The organism is Stenotrophomonas sp. GZD-301, assembly GCF_049310345.1.
GTDB lineage: Bacteria > Pseudomonadota > Gammaproteobacteria > Xanthomonadales > Xanthomonadaceae > Stenotrophomonas.
Window position 1 is genome coordinate 1 of the sequence record NZ_JBMOWY010000077.1, and the last position, 21,755, is coordinate 21,755.

At 68.0% G+C, this 21,755-nt stretch carries 15 protein-coding genes; 9 read left to right on the top strand and 6 right to left on the bottom strand.

All coding sequences use genetic code 11. The annotated features are described in order from the left end of the window. Positions 1–378 precede the first annotated feature (378 nt). Genes ACO6VK_RS18880 through ACO6VK_RS18890 form a run of 3 tightly spaced genes read left to right on the top strand, consistent with a single transcriptional unit; the run spans position 379 to position 3,044 of the window. Entirely contained in the window at positions 379–1,266 is an 888-nt protein-coding gene (locus tag ACO6VK_RS18880) for a carbon-nitrogen hydrolase (RefSeq protein WP_422509827.1), read from the top strand. A 19-nt stretch (positions 1,267–1,285) separates the two neighbouring features. Further along, the gene (locus tag ACO6VK_RS18885) at positions 1,286–1,816 is read left to right on the top strand and encodes a GNAT family N-acetyltransferase (RefSeq protein ID WP_422509829.1); all 531 of its coding nucleotides are present in this window, start codon (positions 1,286–1,288) and stop codon (positions 1,814–1,816) included. Next, entirely contained in the window at positions 1,809–3,044 is a 1,236-nt protein-coding gene (locus ACO6VK_RS18890) for a TraB/GumN family protein (protein ID WP_422509831.1), read from the top strand. The genes ACO6VK_RS18885 and ACO6VK_RS18890 overlap by 8 nt, the downstream gene beginning before the upstream one ends. Positions 3,045–3,161: 117 nt before the next feature. Here the strand turns inward: ACO6VK_RS18890 and ACO6VK_RS18895 are convergent, their stop codons facing one another. Genes ACO6VK_RS18895 through ACO6VK_RS18905 form a run of 3 tightly spaced genes read right to left on the bottom strand, consistent with a single transcriptional unit; the run spans position 3,162 to position 10,902 of the window. Beyond that, a complete protein-coding gene (locus ACO6VK_RS18895; RefSeq protein ID WP_422509833.1) occupies positions 3,162–6,254 on the bottom strand; it encodes an efflux RND transporter permease subunit in 3,093 nt (1,030 codons plus the stop codon). Further along, positions 6,251–9,760, bottom strand: a complete 3,510-nt coding sequence (locus ACO6VK_RS18900; RefSeq protein ID WP_422509835.1) for an efflux RND transporter permease subunit — start codon at positions 9,758–9,760, stop codon at positions 6,251–6,253. Before ACO6VK_RS18900 ends, ACO6VK_RS18895 begins: the two co-directional genes overlap by 4 nt. Further along, positions 9,757–10,902: an efflux RND transporter periplasmic adaptor subunit gene (locus tag ACO6VK_RS18905; protein WP_422509837.1), complete on the bottom strand. Its 1,146-nt coding sequence runs from the start codon at positions 10,900–10,902 to the stop codon at positions 9,757–9,759. The genes ACO6VK_RS18900 and ACO6VK_RS18905 overlap by 4 nt, the downstream gene beginning before the upstream one ends. Positions 10,903–11,107: 205 nt before the next feature. On the opposite strand from ACO6VK_RS18905, the gene ACO6VK_RS18910 reads away from it, so the two are divergent. Next, positions 11,108–11,503: a c-type cytochrome gene (locus tag ACO6VK_RS18910; RefSeq protein WP_422509839.1), complete on the top strand. Its 396-nt coding sequence runs from the start codon at positions 11,108–11,110 to the stop codon at positions 11,501–11,503. A gap of 8 nt (positions 11,504–11,511) precedes the next feature. Further along, a complete protein-coding gene (locus tag ACO6VK_RS18915; RefSeq protein ID WP_422509842.1) occupies positions 11,512–11,973 on the top strand; it encodes a c-type cytochrome in 462 nt (153 codons plus the stop codon). A 340-nt stretch (positions 11,974–12,313) separates the two neighbouring features. Here ACO6VK_RS18915 and ACO6VK_RS18920 read toward each other — a convergent pair whose 3' ends face one another. Both ACO6VK_RS18920 and ACO6VK_RS18925 read right to left on the bottom strand, forming a co-directional pair. Continuing rightward, a complete protein-coding gene (locus ACO6VK_RS18920; protein WP_422509844.1) occupies positions 12,314–14,197 on the bottom strand; it encodes an ATP-binding cassette domain-containing protein in 1,884 nt (627 codons plus the stop codon). A 36-nt stretch (positions 14,198–14,233) separates the two neighbouring features. After that, on the bottom strand, positions 14,234–15,136 hold the full coding sequence (locus ACO6VK_RS18925) for a LysR family transcriptional regulator (protein ID WP_422509846.1): 903 nt from the start codon (positions 15,134–15,136) through the stop codon (positions 14,234–14,236). 104 nt (positions 15,137–15,240) lie between these two features. Here ACO6VK_RS18925 and ACO6VK_RS18930 point away from each other — a divergent pair, with 104 nt between their 5' ends. Together ACO6VK_RS18930 and dbpA are read left to right on the top strand one after the other, a co-directional pair. Beyond that, positions 15,241–16,317, top strand: coding sequence for a YeiH family protein (locus tag ACO6VK_RS18930; protein ID WP_422509848.1), 1,077 nt, complete (start codon positions 15,241–15,243; stop codon positions 16,315–16,317). A 110-nt stretch (positions 16,318–16,427) separates the two neighbouring features. Further along, complete coding sequence (dbpA, locus tag ACO6VK_RS18935; protein ID WP_411850743.1) at positions 16,428–17,804, top strand: ATP-dependent RNA helicase DbpA; 1,377 nt, start codon at positions 16,428–16,430, stop codon at positions 17,802–17,804. A gap of 54 nt (positions 17,805–17,858) precedes the next feature. On the opposite strand, the gene ACO6VK_RS18940 is transcribed toward dbpA, so the two are convergent. Beyond that, complete coding sequence (locus tag ACO6VK_RS18940; RefSeq protein ID WP_422509850.1) at positions 17,859–18,395, bottom strand: adenine phosphoribosyltransferase; 537 nt, start codon at positions 18,393–18,395, stop codon at positions 17,859–17,861. A 290-nt stretch (positions 18,396–18,685) separates the two neighbouring features. On the opposite strand from ACO6VK_RS18940, the gene ACO6VK_RS18945 reads away from it, so the two are divergent. Together ACO6VK_RS18945 and ACO6VK_RS18950 are read left to right on the top strand one after the other, a co-directional pair. Then, positions 18,686–21,109, top strand: coding sequence for a membrane-bound PQQ-dependent dehydrogenase, glucose/quinate/shikimate family (locus tag ACO6VK_RS18945; protein WP_422509852.1), 2,424 nt, complete (start codon positions 18,686–18,688; stop codon positions 21,107–21,109). A gap of 98 nt (positions 21,110–21,207) precedes the next feature. Continuing rightward, positions 21,208–21,755, top strand: a 548-nt coding sequence (locus ACO6VK_RS18950) for a helix-turn-helix domain-containing protein (protein WP_422509854.1), incomplete at its 3' end; no start/stop codon positions are given.

The following is a 21,755-nucleotide window of genomic DNA, read 5'->3' on the forward strand; positions in this document are numbered from 1 at the left end:
GGGGCGGGTTTTCCGGACACGCCATTAACACATCCATGTCGGCTCGTCGAAAACATCCATGTTTTCTACGGTCCCGAAAACCCGCCCCCGCCGACCCTCGACGGTGGTTCGGTGGCCGCAGGAGTATCAACGGATCAACTGTCGGGGCCGGCCGGTGGGCAGCCCACGTAGGGACTGTCAAAAACATGGATGTTTTTGCCAAGCCTCCAGGGATGGATTCACGGCGTGTCCCGGAGTGGGCTGCCCGCCGGTCGGCCCAGCCCGTAACACCGAACAGCCGCTCTTCGCTGCCAGCTGCCCACCCCCATTTATCGCCCAGCACGCCGTACACACCCATCCGCGATAAACTGCGTTTTTCCCCCGCAGGACCGCATCCGGATGAGCCCACGCCACACCCTTTCCGTCGCCCTGATCCAGGAGCGCAACCACGGTGACGCCGCCGCCAATCTGGCCGTGATCGAAACGCGCGTGGCGGAAGCGGCCGCCCAGGGGGCCAAGCTGATCCTGCTGCAGGAACTGCACAACGGCGCGTACTTCTGCCAGCACGAGTCGGTCGACGAGTTCGACCTGGCCGAGCCGATCCCCGGCCCGAGCACCGAACGCCTCGGCGCGTTGGCGAAGAAGCACGGCGTGGTGATCGTCGGCTCGCTGTTCGAGCGTCGCGCGGCCGGGCTGTACCACAACACCGCCGTGGTCTTCGAGAAAGACGGCACGCTGCTGGGCAAGTACCGCAAGATGCACATCCCGGACGATCCGGGCTTCTACGAAAAGTTCTACTTCACCCCGGGCGACATCGGCTTCAAGCCGATCGATACCTCGGTGGGCCGCCTGGGCGTGCTCGTGTGCTGGGACCAGTGGTATCCGGAAGCGGCACGCCTGATGGCGCTGGCCGGCGCCGAACTGCTGCTCTACCCCACCGCGATCGGCTGGGACCCGGACGACCAGCAGGACGAACAGACCCGTCAGCGCGATGCCTGGGTGCTGAGCCACCGTGGCCATGCCGTCGCCAACGGCGTGCCGGTGCTGAGCTGCAACCGCGTCGGCCACGAGGCCTCGCCGCTGGGCGCCTCGGGCATCCAGTTCTGGGGCAACAGCCATGTGCTCGGCCCGCAGGGCGAGTTCATCGCCGAGGCCGGCACCGAGCCGACCGTGCTGATCTGCGACGTGGACCTGCAGCGCAGCGAGCACGTGCGCCGGATCTGGCCGTTCCTGCGTGATCGCCGCATCGACGCCTATGGCGACCTGCTCAAGCGCTACATCGACTGATCCCCCAGGACCCTGCCCCGTGACCGTGCTGCTGCGCGACGCCAACGATGCCGATATCGCGGCCATCACCGCCATCTACGCGGTGGAAGTGACCGACTTCGTCAACACCTACGAGTACGACGTACCGGACGCGGCGGAGATGCAGCGACGCATGCACGACATCGTGGCGCGCGGCTTCCCGTACATCGTCGCCGAGGTCGATGGCCGGGTTGCCGGCTACGCCTATGCCAACACCTACCGGGGCCGCATCGCCTACCAGTGGACCGTGGAGAACTCGGTCTACGTGGATGCGGCATTCCAGGGACGCGGGGTCGGCACGGCATTGATGCAGGGCCTGATCGATGCCTGCGTGGAACGTGGCTACCGACAGATGGTGGCGGTGATCGGCGAACCGTCGAACACCGCCTCGATCAAACTGCACGAACGCTTCGGTTTCCACACCGTCGGCGTTTTCCGCGGCCTCGGCCGCAAGCATGGCCGCTGGCTGGACACCGTCCAGATGCAGCGCGCGCTCGGCGATGGTGCCGACAGCGCCCCTTCGAATGAATGATGCAATGACTGATACCCAGATCGACGATACCGGCGACACCCTGTTCGCCGGGCAACCCGTGCGCGTGGTCGAGCGTGATGGCGTGCGCTACACCCTGCTCGGCACCGCGCACGTCTCCCAGGCCAGCGTGGAAGCCGTCGAGCGCGCGATTGCCAGCGGCCGCTTCGATGCGGTCGCCGTGGAGCTGGACGCGCAGCGCCTGCAGGCGCTGACCAACCCCGATGCGCTGGCCAAGCTGGACCTGGTCGAGGTGATCCGCAAGGGCCGTGTGGCGCTGTTCGCGGCCAACCTGGCCTTGGCCGCCTACCAGCGCCGGCTGGCCGAACAGCTCGGCATCGAGCCGGGCGCCGAACTCAAGCGTGCGGTCACTCTGGCCAACGAACACCACCTGCCGGTGCACCTGATCGACCGCGAAGTCGGCCTGACCTTCAAGCGCGCTTCGCAGCGGCTGGGCTTCTTCGGCAAGATCAAGCTGGTGATGGGTCTGGGCGCCGGCCTGTTCGCGTCGGAGGACGTGGGCGAGGCCGAGATCGAGAAGCTCAAGCAGGGCGACATGCTCGAAGCCAGCTTCGGCGAGTTCGCCAGCGAAAGCCCGGCGCTGTACGAAACCATCATCGGCGAGCGCGACCGCTACATGGCCACCCGCCTGCGCGAGACCCACGATCCGTCCCAGCGCAACGTGCTGGCCGTGGTCGGTGCCGGTCACCTGGCCGGACTGGCGCGCTACCTGGAAAACGATACCGACGCGCCCGGCCCGCTGCGCGAATCGCTGGAAGAGGTGCCGAAGAAGCGCAACATCCCGTGGATCACCCTGACCATCCTGGCGATCGTGCTGACCGGCATTGGCGTCGGCTTCTACCGGGGCGGGTTGGGCGTGGGCACCGAGCTGCTCGCCACCTGGGCGATGTACACCGGCGGCCTGGCGGGCCTGGGCTGCCTGCTGGCGGGCAGCCATCCGTTGAGCATCCTGACGGCGATCGTGGTCGCTCCGTTCAAGCCGTTCCGCCTGAGCATTCCCACCGGCGCGTTCTCGGCCCTGGTCGAAGCGCGCCTGCGCAAGCCGGCGTATGAGGATTTCCTCAAGCTCCGCGATGACGCCCAGAGCGTCAAGGGCTGGTACCGCAACCGCGTCACCCGGGTGGTGCTCACCTTCATGCTGACCAACATCGGCAGCATGCTGGGCCTGTGGCTGACCGGGTTCCAGGTGTGGCACAAAGTCGGCGGCTGACCGCCGGCGGGTAGAGCCGACCGTTGGTCGGCTGCCGTTTCATCGGGTAGAGCCGACCGTTGGTCGGCTGCCGTTTCATCGGGTAGAGCCGACCGTTGGTCGGCACCACACCTCGCATCACGCCGGTTCGATCACCGCGTCGCTGCCCTTCGGCGGCAATCCCCTCGCCCGCCGCACGATCCCCGCAACCGCGCTGCTCAGGTCGTCCAGGATCGCGTAGATGGTCGGCAGGAACAGCAGGCTGACCACCGTGGAGAACGCCAGGCCACCGGCGATGGCACGCGCCATCGGGTAGTACGGCGGGCCGTTGCCAAGCAGCTGCGTATCGGTCAGCGAGATCGGAATCATGGCCAGAATCGCCGTGCCCATCGTCATCATGATCGGCCGCAGGCGTTCACGCGAGCCTTCCACCAGCGCCAGCGTGCGCCCTGCCCCACGCCGGCGCAGGTTGTTGATGTGCTCGATCATCACGATGCCGTTGTTCACCACCACGCCCATCAGCACCAGGATGCCGATGAAGGACATGATCCCGAACGAGGTGCCTGTCAGCCAGAACAGCCAGAACACACCGAAGATCGAGAACAGCACGCCGCTCATGATCGCCGCCGGGAACAGCAGCGACTCGAACACCGCCGCCATCACCACGTAGATCATCACCAGTGCGATCAGCAGGTTGAACATCATCTGCTGCATCGCCTCGTTGTCGTCGCCGTAGTCGCCGCCATCGAAGGTGAAGGTGTAGCCGGCCGGGAAACTCATCGGCTTGAGTACGTCCTCCATCGCCTTGCGCCCTTCGGGCACGGTGATCTTCTCGGCGAGGTTGGCCTTGATGGTCAGCGTGGTCTGGCGGTTGGTGCGGCCGATCTGGGTCGCGGTCGGCTTGACCGTCACATCGACCAGACTCAGCAGCGGCACCGAGCGGCCGTCGCCGGTACGGACGGTGAAGCTGGCCAGGTCTTCGGGGCTGCTCTGCTCGGCACCGGCGAAGCGCACCCATACCGGCACTTCGGTGTCGCCACGGCGGAACTCGCGCATCGGCGCGCCGCGCAGCGCCAGGCCGACGAAACTGGCGACCTGCTCGGCATTGAAGCCGAAGGCGGCCGCACGTTCGCGATCGACATGGATGGCCAGTTCGCTGCCCTTCTCGCCGTTGTCGATGCGCACATCGCGCAGCTCCTTTCGCTGGGCCAGCAGGGGCAGCACTTCCTCGCCGATTTCCTGCAGCATCTTGGTCGAATCACCGACCAGCTGCACCTGCACCGACTGGTTGCCGCCACCGCCACCATCGCCGCCCTGGTTGCCGACGACGTAGTCGGCGCGCGCCGAGCGCGGCAGGCCCTTGCGCAGCAGTTCCTGCACCGCAGGCAGGTTGTCGGCATGCTCGGTATCGAAGGTCACGGTGGTGCTGCTGCCCTCCTGCTCGCTGTACCAGGAATACACCTGGGTGATGTGCAGCTTCTCGCGGTTCTGGTCGAGGTAGCGTTCCACCCGCGCCACTTCTTCGGACATCTGCCCGTAGGTATAGGCGCCCTTCCAGTTGTACCCGATGAAGATGTCCTTGCCGCCTTCGCCGCCGAACATGTCGATCTTGGTGAGCTTCATCGGCACCAGGCTGATCAGCACCACCAGGAAGATGCCGAACACGCTCCAGCCGCGGTGCTCCAGCGTCCATTGCAGGATCCGCGCATAGCGCCGCTGCAGGCGTGCGATCACGCCGGTTTCCGAATGCACCTGCTTGGGCGTCTTCATGCGCGCCGACAGCATCGGGATCAGGCTGACCGCGACCAGCCAGGAGGCCAGCAGCGACACCGAGATGGTGATGGCGATCTGCGCCATGAAGATGCTGATGTTGTTGGTTTCGCCGAACAGGTTCGGCACGAACACGATGCAATGGCAGAGGGTGCCGGCACTCAGTGCGATGGCCACGTTGCGGGTGCCGATGATCGAGGCCAGCACCGGCTGGTCGGGCATGCGCTCGCGTTCCTGGTAGATGCTCTCCACCACCACCACGGCATTGTCCACCAGCATGCCCACTGCCAGCAGCAGACCCATCATGGTGAGGATGTTGAGGGTGACCCCGGCGAAATACATGAAGCCCAGGGTGATCACGAAACAGATGGGAATGGCCAGGGTGACCATCAGCGTGGACGGCCAGTGGCGCAGGAAAAAGAACAGCACCGTCACCGACAGCAGCAGGCCCACCGCACCGGCCTCGGCCAGTTCCAGCAGCGAGGAGGTGACCATCTTGCCCTGGTTGTCGATCACCTTGACCTGCACATCGCGCATCGATGACTGACTGCGGATCGCCTCCACTTCGGCCAACGCCGCACGCGAGACTTCCACCAGGTTGGCGCTGCGCTCCTTGTAGATATCCAGGCCGATGGCGGGATTGCCATCCAGACGCCGGCCAAAGTTCATCCGCGTCGGCTTCAGGCGGATCTCGGCGATGTCACCCAGGCGCAGGCCTTTGGTGTCGATCACCAGATCGCGCAGTTCCTGCAGGTCGGTGATCTCGCCCACCGGCTGGATGCGCACGCGCTGGCCGTTGTCGTCGATCTGCCCGGCCGAGATCGAGAAGTTCAGTGTGCGCAGGCGGTCGCTGAGGTCGTTGATGCTCAGGTTGTGCGCGGTCAGGCGGTCAGGACTGATCGCGATCTCGACTTCATTCGGCGGCGCGCCGGAGATGTTGACCCGGGCGACGCCGGGAATGCGCTCCAGACGCCGCTTGAACTCGCGGTCGAGCATGTCGTAGGCGCCGGTCAGGTCCGAGGTACTGGCCAGGCGCACCTTCAACACCGGGTCGTCGCTGCTGGACCACTTGAACACGTTGTAGCGCTGCAGGTCGTCGGGCAGGTCGCTGCGGATCGCGTCGATCCGCTCGCGCGCGTCGGACGCGGCAATCGCGATATCGCGGTCCCAGTCGGTGAACTCGATGAAGATGCTCGCGCCTTCGGAGGTGGCCGAGGAGCGCATGCGCTTGATCCCGGTCATCGTCGCCAACGCTTCTTCGGTCGGGCGGATGATGTTGCGCTCCACCTCTTCCGGGGTGGAGCCGGTATAGGGCACCTGCACGAAAAGGAACGGGGCGGAGATGTCCGGCAGCGCCTCCAGCGGCAACCGGAACGAGGCGATCAGCCCCACCACCGCCAACGACACGAAACACATGATGGTGGTGATGGGACGACGGATGGAGAACTCGGCGACGCTCATGCCGGCTCCTGTGCGCTGCCGTCGGCATGGCCGCGCGGTGCCCGCGTGAGGTGGCGGCCGCGTTCGCGGTAGTAGGCATCGCCACGGCGGTCGAGCAGGTCGTACACCACCGGGATCACCACCAGGGTCAGCAGCGTGGACACCAGCAGGCCGCCGATCACGGTGATGGCCATCGGTGCGCGCACCTCGGCCCCCTCACCCATCGCAACGGCCAGCGGCAGGAAGCCGAACAGCGTGCACAGGGTGGTCATGATGATCGGGCGCAGACGCGAGCGGGCGCCCTCGACCAGGGCCTCCCGCTTGGGCACGCCGGCTTCGCGCAGCTGGTTGACCTTGTCGATCAGGATGATCGCGTTCTTGGTCACCAGCCCCACCAGCAGGATGAGACCGATGAACACCACCACCGAGATCGGCTTGCCGGTGAGCATCAGTGCCAGGATCGCACCGACCAGCGCCAGCGGGATGGTGAACAGGATGACGAACGGGTGCAGCAGTGATTCGAACTGCGAGGCCATCACCAGGTACACCAGGAAGATGGCCAGGCCGAAGGCGAAGATCAGCGAGCGCGCGGAATTGGCCAGTTCTTCGCCCTGCCCGCCGATGTGCATGCCGACGCCGGCACCGACAGGCTGCGCGGCGACCATCGCCTGCACTTCGCGCACCGCACCACCGAGGTCGATGTCGCGCAGGTTGGCCGACACCACCGCCACCCGGGTCTGGTCGGCGCGATGGATCTCGCTGGGACCATTGGTGGCGACCACCTCGGCCACCGCGTCCAGCGTCACCGGGCGGTTACTGCCCGGATTGACGATCAGGCGGCGGATGCTGTCCACGCTGGCGCGGTCGCCTTCCTGTGCGCGCACCAGCACGTCGATCTTGCGGTCACGGAAGCTGTAGCGGGTGGCAACGTCGCCACGCACCTTCTTGACCACCACGTCGGCGATCTGACGCGTGGTCAGGCCCAGTGCGCCGGCGCGTTCCTGGTCGAAGCGGATCTGGATTTCCGGGAACCCTTCCTCGACCGTGGACTTCACGTCGGCGTAGTGCGGGTTGTTGCGCAGCATCGCCGCCAGCGCCTGGCCCGCATGCTCCAGCGTGGCCATGTCCTGGCCGCGCAGCTCCACTTCCAGCGGCGTGGAGAAGCTGAACAGTGCGGGACGCGCGAAGTCGACCTGCACGCCGGGGTGCTGCTTCATGGTGCCGCGCAGGCGTTCGGTGATCGCCGCTTCGGTGCGCGCATCGCCCCCACCGGCCATCACCACGGTCAGCTTGCCGATGTTCTCGCCGCTCTCGGTCGGGCTGGCATCCAGGCGCGTACCGCTGCCGCTGACGCCGTACAGCGACGCGATGCTGTCGTCCCCGGCATGCGCCAGCTGTACCTCGCGCACCAGCGCATCGGTCTGCTTGAGCGGTGTGCCGGCCGGCAGCTTGGCGGTCATCTCGAAGCGGTCCTGGGCCAGCTGCGGGATCAGGTCGGCGCCGAGCATCGGCACCAGCGCCAGGGTGGCCAGGAAGGCGATCGCGGCCAGACCGAGCACCTTGCCCGGATGCAGCAGGGCGTTGGGCAGCAACCGCAGGTAGCCACGCTCGGCACCGGCGTAGGGCTTCATCGCCACGTCGCTGGCCTTGCGCATCACCGGCCCGATCACGGCCACCAGCAGGCGCCAGACGCGGACCACCGCCCATGCCACGCCGAAGAAGCTCCAGCGCGCCAGCGCGCCGATGCCACGGCGGCTGCCTGCCACCGGCTTCAGCCAGCGGCTCTCCGGCTGCCACTCGGCGTGCGCCGGCTCGGCCGGGAAGGCCAGCGGCGGACGGCCCTTGAGCGAGCTCAACATCGGAATCAGCGTCATCGACACCAGCAGCGAGATCGCGATGGCGATCGCCACGGTCAGCGCCTGGTCGCGGAACAACTGGCCGGCGATGCCGTCGACGAACACCAGCGGCAGGAACACCGCGATGGTGGTCAGGGTCGAGGCCACCACCGCCATGCTCACTTCCCGGGTGCCGGCAATGGCCGCCTCGAGGATGCCCAGCCCGCGCTCGCGCGCCTTGGCAATGCTCTCCAGCACCACGATGGAATCGTCCACCACCAGGCCGGTGGCCAGCGCCAGGCCACCGAGCGACATCACGTTCAGGCTCAGGCCCAGCTGGCCCATGAAGAAGAACGTGGTGATGATCGACACCGGCAACGACAGGCTGATCACGAACGTGCTCCAGCCATCGCGCAGGAACAGGAAGATGATCAGGATGGCCAGGAGGCCGCCGATCACCGCGTCCTTCTTGACGTCGCTGATCGCATGCTCGATGAAGCGCGACTGGTCTTCGATGACGGTCAGCTGCGCGTCGCCGGGAATCTGGTCCTTGATCTGCTCCAGGCGCTTGCGCAGCGCTTCGGCGGTGGCCACGGTATTGGCGTCGCCTTCCTTGTAGATCGCCAGCTCCACTGCCTCGCGGCCGCCCAGGCGGATGATCGCCTCGCGTTCCTTGAAGCCCTGGCGCACGCTGGCCACGTCCTTCAGACGCACCGGCACGCCGTTGGCGATGTTGGTGGAGCTGGAACTGGACGCGCTCTGCGCGGCGGAGGCGGCGGCGATGGCCGCGTCCGAGCCGGTCGAAGCGGCGATGGCGAACATCTGCTGCATGGCCGCGTCGGCGGCGCTGCCGTTGCTGCTCTGGGTGGTCACCAGCAGGTTGCGGATGTCCTCCAGGTCGGCGAACTGGTTGACGGTGCGCACCAGATAGCGCTGCGAGCCTTCTTCCAGGCGCCCGCCGGAGATGTTGATGTTCTCTTCCTTGAGACGCTTGATGACGTTGTCGATGGGCAGGTTGAGCTGGGCCAGCTTCTGCTGGTCGATGTCGACCTGGATCTCGTCCTCCAGGCCACCGCCCACCTTCACCGCCGCCACACCGGTAACCGGTTCGAGCTTCTTCTTCAGGTCTTCATCGGCATAGCGGCGCAGCTCGGTGAGCTGGCGCATCGCGTCGGCATCGGTGGCCGGATCGCTCTTGGCCGCAATCACCAGACGCATGATCGGCGCGGTGGAGGGATTGAAGCGCAGCAGCACCGGCGCTTTCGCTTCCAGTGGCAGGTTCAGCGCCTCCATCTTGTCGCGCACCTCCAGGCTGGCCTGGTCCATGTTGGTGCCCCAGGCGAACTCCAGCACGACATCGCTCTGGCCGGTACGCGAGACCGACTTGAGCTTGCGCAGGCTCTTGACCACGCCGACGGCTTCTTCCACCGGCTCGGTGATCAGCGTTTCGATTTCCGCCGGCGCCGCACCGGTGTATTCGGTGCGCACGGTCAGCGTGGGATAGCTCAGGTCGGGCAGCAGGTTGACCTTGAGGTTGCCCAGCGCGATGAAGCCGAACAGCAGCAGGGTGACGGTGAACATCGCGATGGTGACGCGGCGGCGGGTGGCGAATTCCACCAGGCCACCGCCGTGGGCACCCGGGCGATCGCCCGCGTGCGGGTCGTTGCCGTGGTCGTTGCCGGCCGACGTCATTGACGGTTCTCCGCCTTGGCAGGTGCCGCCTTGGCGACCGTTGCCGCCGGCTTGCCACCGATCACCTGCACGGCGGTGCCGTCGCGCAGCGCCACCTTGCCCGCCGTGACCACCTGGTCGCCGGCTTCCAGACCCGCGCGGATTTCCACCCACGGGCCTTCGGCATAGCCCAGCGTGACCGGTACGCGCGTGACCTTGCCGGCCTGCACGCGGAACACCGCCGGCTCGCCATCATCAAGCAGCGCCAGGCGCGGAATCACCAGCGCGTCGGTGCGCTGGTCGTAGTCGATGCGGATGCGGCCGAACATGCCCGGCTGCAGCCCCGTCGCGTCCTCGCCGAAGCCGCTGACCACGCGGAAGGTACCGCTGCCGGAATCCACCACCGGTGCGATGCGGTCCACCGTGCCGGGGAACGACTTGCCCGGCAGCGCGTCGGCCACCAGCGTCACCGGCTGGCCGGGGCGCAGGGTCGCCAGCTCGCGCTCGGGGACATTGAGGGTGGCCTCCAGGCGCGAGTTGTCGACGATGCGGAAGATCGGCGTATTGATCTGGACGAAGTTGCCGGTCTTGATCGAGCGCGAGGCGATCACACCGGAGATCGGCGCCACCACCGTCGTGTAGGAGAGCTCCAGCGCGGCCAGGCGGTACTGCGCACGGGCGTTTTCCAGATCGAACCGCAACTGGTCGACGTCGGCGGCGCTGACCATCTGCTGGCCAACCAGCTTCTGCGCGCGCTGGTAGCTGTTCTCCAGCTTGTGCATCTGCGCTTCGCTCTGGGCCACGGCCAGGCGTGCGCGGTCGGGATCCAGGCGGACCAGCGGCTGGCCGGCGCGCACCGGCTGCCCCTCTTCCACCAGCACCGCCAGCGCCACCCCGGAGGTCTTGGCGACCACCTGCGACTCGGCGCGCGGCTCCAGCGCGGCAGTGCCGGTGTAGCTGGCGGCGACCGCGCGACGGGTCGCGGCGACGGCTTCAACCGGCACCGCCTCGACCGCCTTGGCGGCCTTGGGGTCTTTCTCGGCGGCCTGGGCCTCGGTCGAACCACCGCCGGCGCCACAGGCGCTCAGCAACAGGGAGGTGGTGATCAACAGCGCAGCGGCGCAGGTTCCGGTGCGGCCGTGCAGAAGAGTAATTCGCGACATCGTCGTGTCCCTGAGGGATGCGTAGGCAGGTGTGGTAGCAAAGTAATGCACCACGTCACGATCACACCATATCCCAAAGGTCATGGTGACCTTGGGCGACCCCCTGCCCCGGCCCGGTTTCAGCTAGATGAAAACGCAGGCTATACTCGGGCCAGTTCCGTACCCCACGCCGGAACGACCAGACCCGTATACCGGAAAGGACATCATGCGCCCGCAGCCGCTCGCCGCTTGTCTTCTGGCCGTCCTCCTGCCCTTCGGGGCCGCCGCACAGGCCGCTACTGCTCCCGCCGTACCCGCCGTACCTGCCGCACCCGCACCGACCGCCGCGCCGGCCACGCCTGCCGCCCTCACCGGCAGCTACGACAATGGCCGCGTGCTCGCCTACACCTGCCAGGGGTGCCACGGCATCACCGGCTACAAGAACGCCTATCCCAGCTACCGGGTACCCAAGATCGGCGGCCAGACCCAGCAGTACCTCAGCCAGGCGCTGAGCGAATACCGCCAGGGCAAGCGCAGGCATCCGACGATGCAGGCGCAGTCCATGAGTTTCAGCGAACAGGAGATCGCCGATCTCGCTGTTTACCTGTCCACCGCCAAATAAGCACGCTCATGACGAAAGCCGCGCCGTTCAAGCGTTACGCCATCGCCCTGTCCGTTGCCCTGCTGCTGGCTGCCTGTTCGCAGTCGCAGGTGGAAAACAGTGCAGATTCCGCCGCCGATCCCGGCCACGCCAGTGGTGAACACGGGTCGGGCTCCTCCGCCGGCCTGCCGGCCGGCCGCCTCGCCGCCGGCGAAGCCCGTGCCCAGGTCAAGGGCAAGGCCACCCAGCAGAGCTGCATCGACTGCCACGGTGCCGACGGCAACCAGCCGATCGACCCGACCTACCCGAAACTGGGCGGGCAGTACGGCGACTACCTCGCCCATGCGCTGCAGGCCTACCGTGCCGGCGACCGCCAGCACGCGCTGATGACCCCGCAGGCGGCCGATCTCAGCGACCAGGACATCGCCGACCTGGCGGCCTACTTCGGCTCGCGACCCAGCCAGCTGCGGGACCTGCACGGGTTGAAGTAAGGCGGCGTCAACGCCGCACGTAGAGCCGGGCTCTGCCCGGCTGCCGTTGTCATGAACGCCTGACGCAAGCCGGGTAAAACCCGGCTCTACTGTCATGAACGCCTGACGCAAGCCGCGTAGAGCCGGGCTCTGCCCGGCTGCCGTTGTCATGAACGCCTGACACAAGCCGGGTAAAACCCGGCTCTACTGTCATGAACGCCTGACGCAAGCCTCGTAGAGCCGGGCTCTGCCCGGCTGCCGTTGCCATGAACGACTGAGGCAAGCCGGGTAAAACCCGGCTCTACGGGGCTGCCGTTGCCATGAACGCCTGACACAAGCCGGGTAAAACCCGGCTCTACGGTCACGCGTCCAGTTCTTCCCAGCGCGCGTACGCTGCGTCCAGCTCGGCCTGGACCTTGCCCAGCTTCTGGGTGTGCGCGGCCATGTCGGCGGCGCTGCGCTGGTAGAAGGCCGGGTCGTTCATCGCGGCGGTGAGGCCTTCAACGTCCTTTTCCAGCGTTTCGATCTTCAACGGCAGCTGCTCCAGCTCGCGCGCATCCTTGTAGCTGAGCTTGCGCTTGGGTGCGGCCGCCTCGACCGGTGCAGCGGCCGCTGCAGCCGGCTTGGCTGCCGCCACCGGCACTGCAGCCGCAGCCGCGGCCATGCGTGCGGCCTGGCGCTGCCAGTCGGTGTAGCCGCCGACGTACTCGCCGACCACGCCGTCGCCTTCCATCACCATCGTGGAGGTCACCACGTTGTCGAGGAAGTCACGGTCATGGCTGACCAGCAGCAGCGTACCGGCGTAGTCGCCGAGCAGCTCTTCGAGCAGCTCCAGGGTTTCCACGTCCAGATCGTTGGTCGGTTCGTCCATCACCAGCAGGTTGGACGGCTGCGCGAACAGCTTGGCCAGCAGCAGACGGTTGCGCTCGCCACCGGACAGACGGGTGATCGGCGCGCGCGCGCGTTCGGGGGTGAACAGGAAGTCCTGCAGGTAGGCATGCACATGCTTGCGCTTGCCGTTGACCTCGATGAAGTCCTGGCCTTCGGCCACGTTCTCGATCGCGGTCCAATCCTCGCGCAGCACCGAACGGTACTGGTCGAAGTAGGCGATCTGCAGGTTGGTGCCGGCGCGCACTTCACCGCTCTGCGGCTGCAGGTCGCCCAGCAGCAGCTTCAACAGCGTGGTCTTGCCGCTGCCGTTGGGGCCGATCAGGCCGATCCGGTCGCCACGCAGGATCACGGTGCTGAAGTCCTTGACCATCGTGCGCTCGCCGAACGCGAACGAGATGTCCTTGACGTCGATGACCTTCTTGCCGGAATTTTCCGCCTGCGCCGCTTCCATGCGCACGTTGCCGCTGAGTTCGCGCCGCTGCGAGCGTTCGCCGCGCATCGCCTTGAGGCGGCGCACGCGCCCTTCGTCGCGGGTCCGCCGCGCCTTGATGCCCTGGCGGATCCAGATTTCTTCCTGCGCCAGCAGCTTGTCGAAGCGCGCGTTTTCCTGCGCCTGCGCATTGAGGCGTTCTTCGCGACGACGCTCGTAATTGGCCCAGTCGCCCGGCCAGCTGGTGACCTGGCCGCGGTCGATCTCGACGATGCGGGTGGCCAGTGCGCGCAGGAAGCGACGGTCGTGGGTGACGAACACCACGCTGCCGTTCCAGTTCTTGAGGAACATTTCCAGCCAGTCGATGGCTTCGATGTCCAGGTGGTTGGTCGGTTCGTCGAGCAGCAGCAGGTCCGGTGAGGACACCAGCGCGCGGCCCAGCAGCACACGGCGCTTCATGCCGCCGGACAGGCGCGCGAATTCGGCTTCGCCGTCCAGGTCCAGCTTGGTCAGGGTTTCGCTGACGCGCTGGTCCAGGCCCCAGCCGTTGGCCGCGTCGATCTTGGCCTGCACGTCGGACAGCGCATCGCCGTCGAACTCGTCGGCATGGCTGAGGTGGTGGAACTCGGCCAGCCACTGGCCCAGCTCGCCCAGGCCATCGGCGACCACGTCGAACACGCTGCCGGCCGCGCCGTGCGGCACTTCCTGCTCCAGGCGGGTGATGCGCACCCCCTGCTGCACGCGGATTTCGCCGTCATCGGGCTTGTGGTCGCCGGACAGCAGCTTGAGCAGGGTCGATTTGCCGGCGCCGTTGCGGCCGATCAGGGCGATACGCTCGCCCGGCTCGATCGACAGTTCGGCTTTTTCCAGCAACAGCGGGCCGCCGACGCTGAAGTCGACGTTTTGCAGAGTAATCAGAGGCATCCGACCATTGTACGGGCTGGCGGTGTGCGGCGTCGCTTACCCGTGCGCGAACGCGTCCGGGGGCAGTGCCAGCAGGTCGCCCAGCCCCTGCGGTACGCGCTTGCCCGGGTGGCGTACCACCCACAGCTGCCGCGACAGCGGCGGCAGCGGCGTATCGAGAATACGCAGGCTGCCCAGCGCCACCAGGTCGGCCACCGCATGGCGCGACAGGCAGGCCAGCCCCAGTCCGGCGGCGGCCGCCTGCTTGATCGCCTCGGTGCTGCCGAGCTGCATCGCCTGGCCGAAGTGGTGCAGGTGCGGCAGGAGTGCCTGCTCGACCGCCTCCCGGGTGCCCGAGCCCGGTTCGCGCAGCAGCCAGCGCGCGCGCGCGAGCGTGGGCAGGTCCACCTGCGGCGGCAGGTCTGCAGTGCGGCCTGCCACGATCACCAGCGCATCGCGCTGCCACGGCAGCACCTGCAGGCCGCTTTCATGGCAGGGGCCCTCGATCAGGCCCAGGTCCACATCCAGCCGCTGCACGGCGGCGACCACCTCGGCACTGTTGCCGATCCGTAGATCGACCTCGGCCAGCGGGTTGGCGGCCAGCAATGCCGCGATGCGCTGCGGCAGGAGGTAGTTGCCGATGGTGGTGCTGGCGCCGATGCGCACCCGCAGCGGCAACCGGTCCGGATCGTGCGGGCGGCCAACACCTGCCAGTGCCTCCAGCTCCGCGGCGGCCACCAGCAGGGCGCGGGCCGGGTCCAGCAGCGCGCGGCCGTGGGCGTTGAGCACCAGCCGGCGCCCGATACGGTCGAACACCGGCGCGGCCAACTGGCCTTCCAGCTCGTTGAGCGCCGCACTCGTGGCCGACTGCGACAGACCCAGCCGCTGTCCCGCGGCCGCGGTGGTGCCCGCATCGGCAACGGCGACGACCACCTGCCATTGGCGCAGTGTCAGATGCATCGGCGCAATGTACCTGCAAATCAGGTTGTAATCACGAAAACAATGCGTTTTACAGGTTCAATAACCAGGCGCACCCTGTTCATCACCTTCCAACGGAGTGTGCCGTGAACGCCTCAACCCTGCCCCTGCCCCCGCCCACCACCGCCCAGCGTTGGCGCGGTCGCCTGCCGGGCCTGCTGCTGACGGCAGCGGTCGCAGCGGGGGCAATGGCACTGGCGGACGTGGCCTGGCTGCAGGCACACGGCATCAGCGCGCTGACTCTGGCGATCGTGCTGGGCATCGTGCTGGGCAACAGCCTCTACCCGCGCATGGCCCCGCGCGCGGCGCCCGGCGTCGGCTTTTCCAAGCAATGGCTGCTGCGCGCCGGCATCGTGCTGTATGGCCTGCGGCTGACCTTCCAGGATATCGGCCAGGTCGGCATCGCCGGGGTGCTGATCGACGCCCTGGTGCTGGCCAGTACCTTCACCCTGGCGTGGTGGGCGGGCACGCGCTGGTTCGGCATGGACCGCGACAGCGCACTGCTGATCGGCGCGGGCAGCGCGATCTGCGGCGCGGCGGCAGTGATGGCCGCCGAGCCGGTGGTGCGTGGCCGCGCCGAGCAGGTCACCGTGGCGGTGTCCACGGTGGTGGTGTTCGGCACCGTGGGGATGTTCCTGTACCCGGCGCTGTTCCAGCTCAACCTCGCGCACGCCTGGGTGCCGATGAGCGAGCAGCTGTATGGCGTGTTCACCGGCTCGACGGTGCATGAAGTGGCGCAGGTGGTGGCGGCCGGCCGCGCGGTGAGCGAAGGCGCCGCCGATACGGCGGTGATCGCCAAGATGGTGCGGGTGATGATGCTGGCTCCGTTCCTGGTGGTGCTGTCGCTGCTGCTGGCACGCGGTCGCGCCGCCCGGCCGGATGTCCCTCGGGCGAAGATCGTGGTGCCGTGGTTCGCGTTCGGGTTCGTCGCGGTCGCCGCCCTCAACTCGCTGGACCTGCTGCCGCAGGCGGTCGTCGGTGCGGCCATCGACCTGGACACCGTACTGCTGGCAATGGCGATGGCCGCGCTGGGCCTGACCACCCATGTATCGGCCCTGCGCCAGGCAGGGATGAAGCCGCTGCTGCTGGCCCTGCTGCTGTTCGCCTGGCTGCTGGCCGGCGGGCTGGGCATCAACCTGGGCGTGCACGCGCTGCTGGGGTGAGTACCGGCTGGTGGCAGTGTCGTGCGTTGCAGGAGGGCCTGCGGGCGCTGGATCTGGCCTGAGGCCCACCGGTACATGCCCGGTGGCCGGCGCAACGGGTAGAATGTGCCATGAATGAATTCTCCGAACTGCCCCTGTCGGCCTCGCTGGCGGCGGGCATCGACGCGCTGGGCTATACCCGCCTGACCCCCGTGCAGGCGCAGAGCCTGCCGGCCATCCTCGACCGTCGCGACGTGATCGCACAGGCGCCCACCGGCAGCGGCAAGACCGCCGCCTTCGGCCTGGGCCTGCTGCAGGCGCTGGACCCGGCCGTGATCCGCGCGCAGGCGCTGGTGCTGTGCCCGACCCGCGAGCTCGCCGACCAGGTCGGCAAGCAGATCCGCAAGCTGGCCACCGGCATTCCCAATCTCAAGCTGGTGGTGCTGACCGGCGGCATGCCGCTGGGCCCGCAGCTGGCCTCGCTGGAGGCGCACGATCCGCATGTGGTGGTTGGCACCCCGGGCCGCATCCAGGAACTGGGACGCAAGCGCGCCCTGCACCTGGGCGGGGTCAAGACGCTGGTGCTGGACGAAGCCGACCGCATGCTCGACATGGGCTTTGAGGAGCCGATCCGCGAGATCGCCGGACGCACCAGCAAGGACCGCCAGACGCTGCTGTTCTCGGCCACTTTCCCCGATGAAATCCGCGAGATCGCCCGCGTGCTGCTGCGCGACCCGGTCGAAGTGACCGTGGAAGGCGCCGACCACGCGCCGGCGATCCGCCACCTGTTCTGCGAGACCGAGCTGGCGATGAAGCAGAAGGCGCTGGCCGGCCTGCTGCTCAAGTACACGCCCGAATCGACCGTGGTGTTCTGCAACACCCGCCGCGACGTGGATGAAGTGGCGCTGTCGCTGCAGCAGTTCGGGTTCTCCGCCCTGCCCCTGCACGGCGAGATGGAACAGCGCGACCGCGATGAAGTACTGGTGCGCTTCGCCAACCGCAGCTGCAACGTGCTGGTGGCCAGCGACGTGGCCGCGCGCGGCCTGGACGTGCAGGACCTCGCCGCAGTGATCAACTACGAGCTGCCGACCGACATCGAGACCTACGAGCACCGCGTCGGCCGCACCGGTCGCGCCGGCGCCACCGGCCTGGCGATCAGCCTGGTCACCGGCCGCGAGCGCAACCGCGCCGACGCGCTGGAAGCCGCACAGGGCGCGCCGCTGGACTGGCAGAAAACCCCGCTGGCGACCGCGCGTCCGGCCGTGCTGCCGCAGGCAGCGATGGAAACGCTGCGCATCGACGGCGGCAAGACCGACAAGCTGCGCCCCGGCGACATCCTCGGCGCGCTTACCGGCGAAGCCGGGCTGTCGGCCAAGGTGATCGGCAAGATCGACATCTACGCCACGCGTTCCTACGTGGCCATCGCGCGCGAGCAGGTCGGCCGTGCGATTGCGCGACTGGAAGCGGGCAAGATCAAGGGCCGTCGCTTCCGCGTGCGGAAGATGTAACGCAACGGCAGTACGTCAGCCGGGCAGCGCCCGGCTGTATGAAACAGGCAGGGGTCAGTAGACCAGGTTGGCCAGCAGCGGCACGTTGCTGGTCCAGCGCTCGCGGCCGCCGAGTCCGGCCAGTTCGACCAGCACCGCTGCACCGACCACCTCGACCTGCAGCTGCTGCGCCAGCGACAACGCCGCCAGCAGCGTGCCACCCGTGGCAAGCACGTCGTCGACCACCAGCACCCGCGCACCGGCCGGCAGCGCATCGGCATGCACCTCGATGCTGTCGGTGCGGTATTCCAGCGTGTATTCCTGTTTCAACGTGCGGCCGGGCAGCTTGCCCGGCTTGCGCACCGGCACGAAGCCGACGCCCAGCACGCGCGCCATTGCCGCGCCCAGGATGAAGCCACGCGATTCGATGCCCATCACCGCCGCCAGGCGCGCGTCACGCCACGGCTCGACCATCGCATCGATGGCGGCCGCGAAATCCTCGCCGTTGGCCAGCAGCGGCATGATGTCCTTGAACAGGATGCCCGGCTTGGGGAAATCGGCGATGTCGCGCAGGCGGCCGGCCCAGGCGGGCGTGGTGGAAGAGTCGGTCATGGGGATGGGGTGCAGCAGGTGGGTGGCATAGCGTAAACGCTTCGGCACGCAGCGGCGCGGCGCGCGTTGCTGCGTTCCACCGATGGCACGGCGGGTTCACGCCTAAATCGCACAATGGTGCGATAATCGCCCTAACCGGTCATTCACCGCGCTTCCGCGATAAGCAGGAAGGCCACCCGCATGCCTCGCATGGCACGGGACGTGGAGGCCGACGGACCCCGCCACGCCCGGCGCGCGCGGGCCTGCCCGTCGCCGTTCGGCGGCGGGTTTCCTGTAGAGGTTCATGCAACGTGGACGAGAACACGAAACCGTCGGCCCTGTGCCGGCTCCTGGTGGTCCTGCTCGGCATTCTGATCATGCTGTTCGGCCTGTCGCTGCTGATCGGCGGCGTCCGTCTGGTGCAGCTGGGCGGCAGCGCCTACTTCCTGCTGATGGGCGCCGTGTCGCTCATTGCCGGGACGCTGCTGGCCGCGCGTCGTCCCTTGGGCGCGCTGCTGTATGCGCTGGCCTTCGTGGCTACCCTGATCTGGGCAGTGGCCGACGCCGGCCTGGCGTTCTGGCCGCTGGTATCGCGCCTGGTGATGCCGGCGGTGCTGGCACTGCTGGTCGCGCTGGCCTGGCCTGCATTGCGCCGCAGCCGCGGCCAGCCTGCGGGACGCGGCGCCTACGGGCTGGCGGCACTGCTGCTGCTGGGCCTGCTCGGCACCGCCGTATCGGCGTTCCAGCCGCGCCCTGAGGTCACCGCCAGTGGGGACCGCCCGGCCGTGGTGCCGGTGGCCAAGGGCAGCGAGCAGCGCGACTGGATGCACTGGGGCAACACCACGGCAGGCACCCGCTTCGCCGCGCTCGACCAGATCACCCCGGCCAATATCAATCAGCTGCAGGTCGCCTGGACCGCGCACACCGGCGATGTGCCGCAGAGCGACGGCTTTGGCGCCGAGGACCAGAACACCCCGCTGCAGATCGGCGACACCCTGTTCCTGTGCACCGCGCACAACCGCGTGGTCGCGGTGGATGCCGACACCGGCAAGCAGCGCTGGTCGTTCGATCCGAAGGCCACCGCGCCGAACTGGCAGCGGTGCCGCGGTCTGGGGTACTTCGATGCGCACCTGACGCAGACCGGCGTCCCCACCCTCGCCGCCCCGGCACCGGCCGCCGCCGCGCCTGCCACCCCCGCGGCGACGCCGGCGATCTGCGACCGACGCGTGCTGATGACCTCCATCGATGCCCGCCTGTTCGCGCTGGACGCCCGCACCGGCGCCGTCTGCCCGGACTTCGGCGATCACGGCGTGGTCGACCTCAAGGTCGGCATGGGCGAGATCAAGCCCGGCTTCTACACGCTCACCGCCGCCCCGCTGGTGGCCGGCGAACTGGTGATCGTCGGCGGCCGCGTGGCCGACAACATCGAAGTCGGCGAGCCGTCCGGCGTGGTGCGCGCCTACAACGTGCGCAGCGGCGCGCTGGTGTGGTCGTGGGACCTCTCCCGGGAAACACCGGATGTGCCGCTGGACCCGTCGATCCACTACACCCGCGCCACCCCCAACGTGTGGACGTCGATGGCTTACGACGCACAGTTGGGCCTGGTCTACCTGCCCACCGGCAACACCACACCGGACCAGTGGGCCGGCGAACGTACGCCGCAGGATGACAAGTACAGCTCGGCGGTGGTCGCGCTGGACGTGGCCACCGGCAAGGAGCGCTGGGTGTACCAGACGGTGCATCACGATCTGTGGGACTACGATCTGCCGGCGCAGCCGACGCTGACCGACGTCCCCGATGGCAAGGGCGGCACGCTGCCCGCGCTGCTGCAGGTCACCAAGGCCGGCCAGGTGTTCATGCTCAATCGCGCCACCGGGCAGCCGATCACCGAGGTGCGTGATATTCCCGCACCGCAGGGCAAGGCCGCCGGCGAACGCTACTCGCCCACGCAGCGCCTGTCGGTGGGGCTGCCGCAGATCGGCGCGCAGACCCTTACCGAGTCGGACATGTGGGGCGCCACACCGATCGACCAGATGCTGTGCCGCATCCAGTTCAAGAGCTTCCGTTACGACGGCATGTTCACGCCACCGGGCGAAGACCTGGCGCTGCAGTGGCCCGGTTCGCTGGGTGGCATGAACTGGGGCAGCGCCTCGGTCGACCCGACCACCGGCTACCTGTTCGTCAACGACATGCGGCTGGGACTGTGGACCAAGCTGATTCCGCGCGCGCAGATGACCGGCGGTGCCGGCGGCGTGGAAATGGGCGCCGCCTCGCAGACCGGCACGCCGTACGGCTCGCTGCGTGACCGCTTCCTGTCCAAGCTGGGCATTCCGTGCCAGCAGCCCCCGTTCGGCACGATGTCGGCGATCAACCTGGCCACCCACCAGCTGGTCTGGCAGGTGCCGGTGGGAACCGTGCAGGACACCGGCCCGATGGGCATCAAGATGCGCCTGCCGATTCCGATCGGCATGCCCACGCTGGGTGGGTCGCTGGCTACCCAGTCGGGCCTGCTGTTCTTCGCCGGCACGCAGGACTATTACCTGCGCGCCTACGACAGCCGTACCGGCGAGGAAGTGTGGAAGGCACGCATGCCGGTCGGCAGCCAGGGCACTCCGATCACCTACGTGTCGCCGAAGACCGGACGCCAGTACGTGGTCATTTCCGCTGGCGGCGCCCGCCAGTCGCCGGACCGGGGCGATTACGTGATCGCGTACGCGTTGCCGCCCCGGCAGTGAGCCTGGCGCGCGCCACGGCCACACTGCCGTGGCGCGCAGCCTTCGTTTCGCCGCGTGCAGCCCTTACCATGCACGATCACCGGGAACGAACCACCGCCATGTCTGCCGCACCTCCTTCACGACGCCCCAAGCGGGCCCCTGCACCGCCCCAGGATCGTGGCCTCAGCCACGAGCTGATGCAGCAGATCCAGAACAACCAGGGCGATCCGGATTTCATGACGTCGCTGGGTCGCGGGCTGGCCGTACTGAGTGTGTTCTCGCAGCATCCGCGCGAAGTGACGATGTCGCAGATCAGTACCGACACCGGGATCTCGCGCGCCGCGGTGCGCCGCGTGCTGTACACCCTGGAAAAGCTCGGCTACGTAGGCGAACAGGGGCGCGGGTTCGTGCTGCTGCCGCGCGTGCTCGGCATGGGCGGCGCGTACGTGGCGTCGTCGTCGATGACAGCGGCCGCGCAGCCGGTACTGGATGCGCTGCGCGACGACGTGCACGAGTCCTGCTCGCTGGGTGTTCTCGATGGCGATGACGTGCTGTACATCGCGCGTGCCGAAACCGTGCGGATCATGTCGATCGGCCTGCGCGGGGGGGGGGGGGGGGGGGGGGAGGGGGGGGGGAGGGGGGGGGGGGGGGGGGGGGGGATGCAGCA

What these genes read in the sequence shown, in the direction of transcription:
- ACO6VK_RS18880 (WP_422509827.1), top strand. Translation starts at nt 379, where the DNA reads ATGAGCCCACGCCACACCCTTTCCGTCGCCCTGATCCAGGAGCGCAAC.
- ACO6VK_RS18890 (WP_422509831.1), top strand. Translation starts at nt 1,809, where the DNA reads ATGAATGATGCAATGACTGATACCCAGATCGACGATACCGGCGACACC.
- ACO6VK_RS18895 (WP_422509833.1), bottom strand. Translation starts at nt 6,254, where the DNA reads ATGAGCGTCGCCGAGTTCTCCATCCGTCGTCCCATCACCACCATCATG.
- ACO6VK_RS18900 (WP_422509835.1), bottom strand. Translation starts at nt 9,760, where the DNA reads ATGACGTCGGCCGGCAACGACCACGGCAACGACCCGCACGCGGGCGAT.
- ACO6VK_RS18905 (WP_422509837.1), bottom strand. Translation starts at nt 10,902, where the DNA reads ATGTCGCGAATTACTCTTCTGCACGGCCGCACCGGAACCTGCGCCGCT.
- ACO6VK_RS18910 (WP_422509839.1), top strand. Translation starts at nt 11,108, where the DNA reads ATGCGCCCGCAGCCGCTCGCCGCTTGTCTTCTGGCCGTCCTCCTGCCC.
- ACO6VK_RS18915 (WP_422509842.1), top strand. Translation starts at nt 11,512, where the DNA reads ATGACGAAAGCCGCGCCGTTCAAGCGTTACGCCATCGCCCTGTCCGTT.
- ACO6VK_RS18920 (WP_422509844.1), bottom strand. Translation starts at nt 14,197, where the DNA reads ATGCCTCTGATTACTCTGCAAAACGTCGACTTCAGCGTCGGCGGCCCG.
- ACO6VK_RS18925 (WP_422509846.1), bottom strand. Translation starts at nt 15,136, where the DNA reads ATGCATCTGACACTGCGCCAATGGCAGGTGGTCGTCGCCGTTGCCGAT.
- dbpA (WP_411850743.1), top strand. Translation starts at nt 16,428, where the DNA reads ATGAATGAATTCTCCGAACTGCCCCTGTCGGCCTCGCTGGCGGCGGGC.
- ACO6VK_RS18940 (WP_422509850.1), bottom strand. Translation starts at nt 18,395, where the DNA reads ATGACCGACTCTTCCACCACGCCCGCCTGGGCCGGCCGCCTGCGCGAC.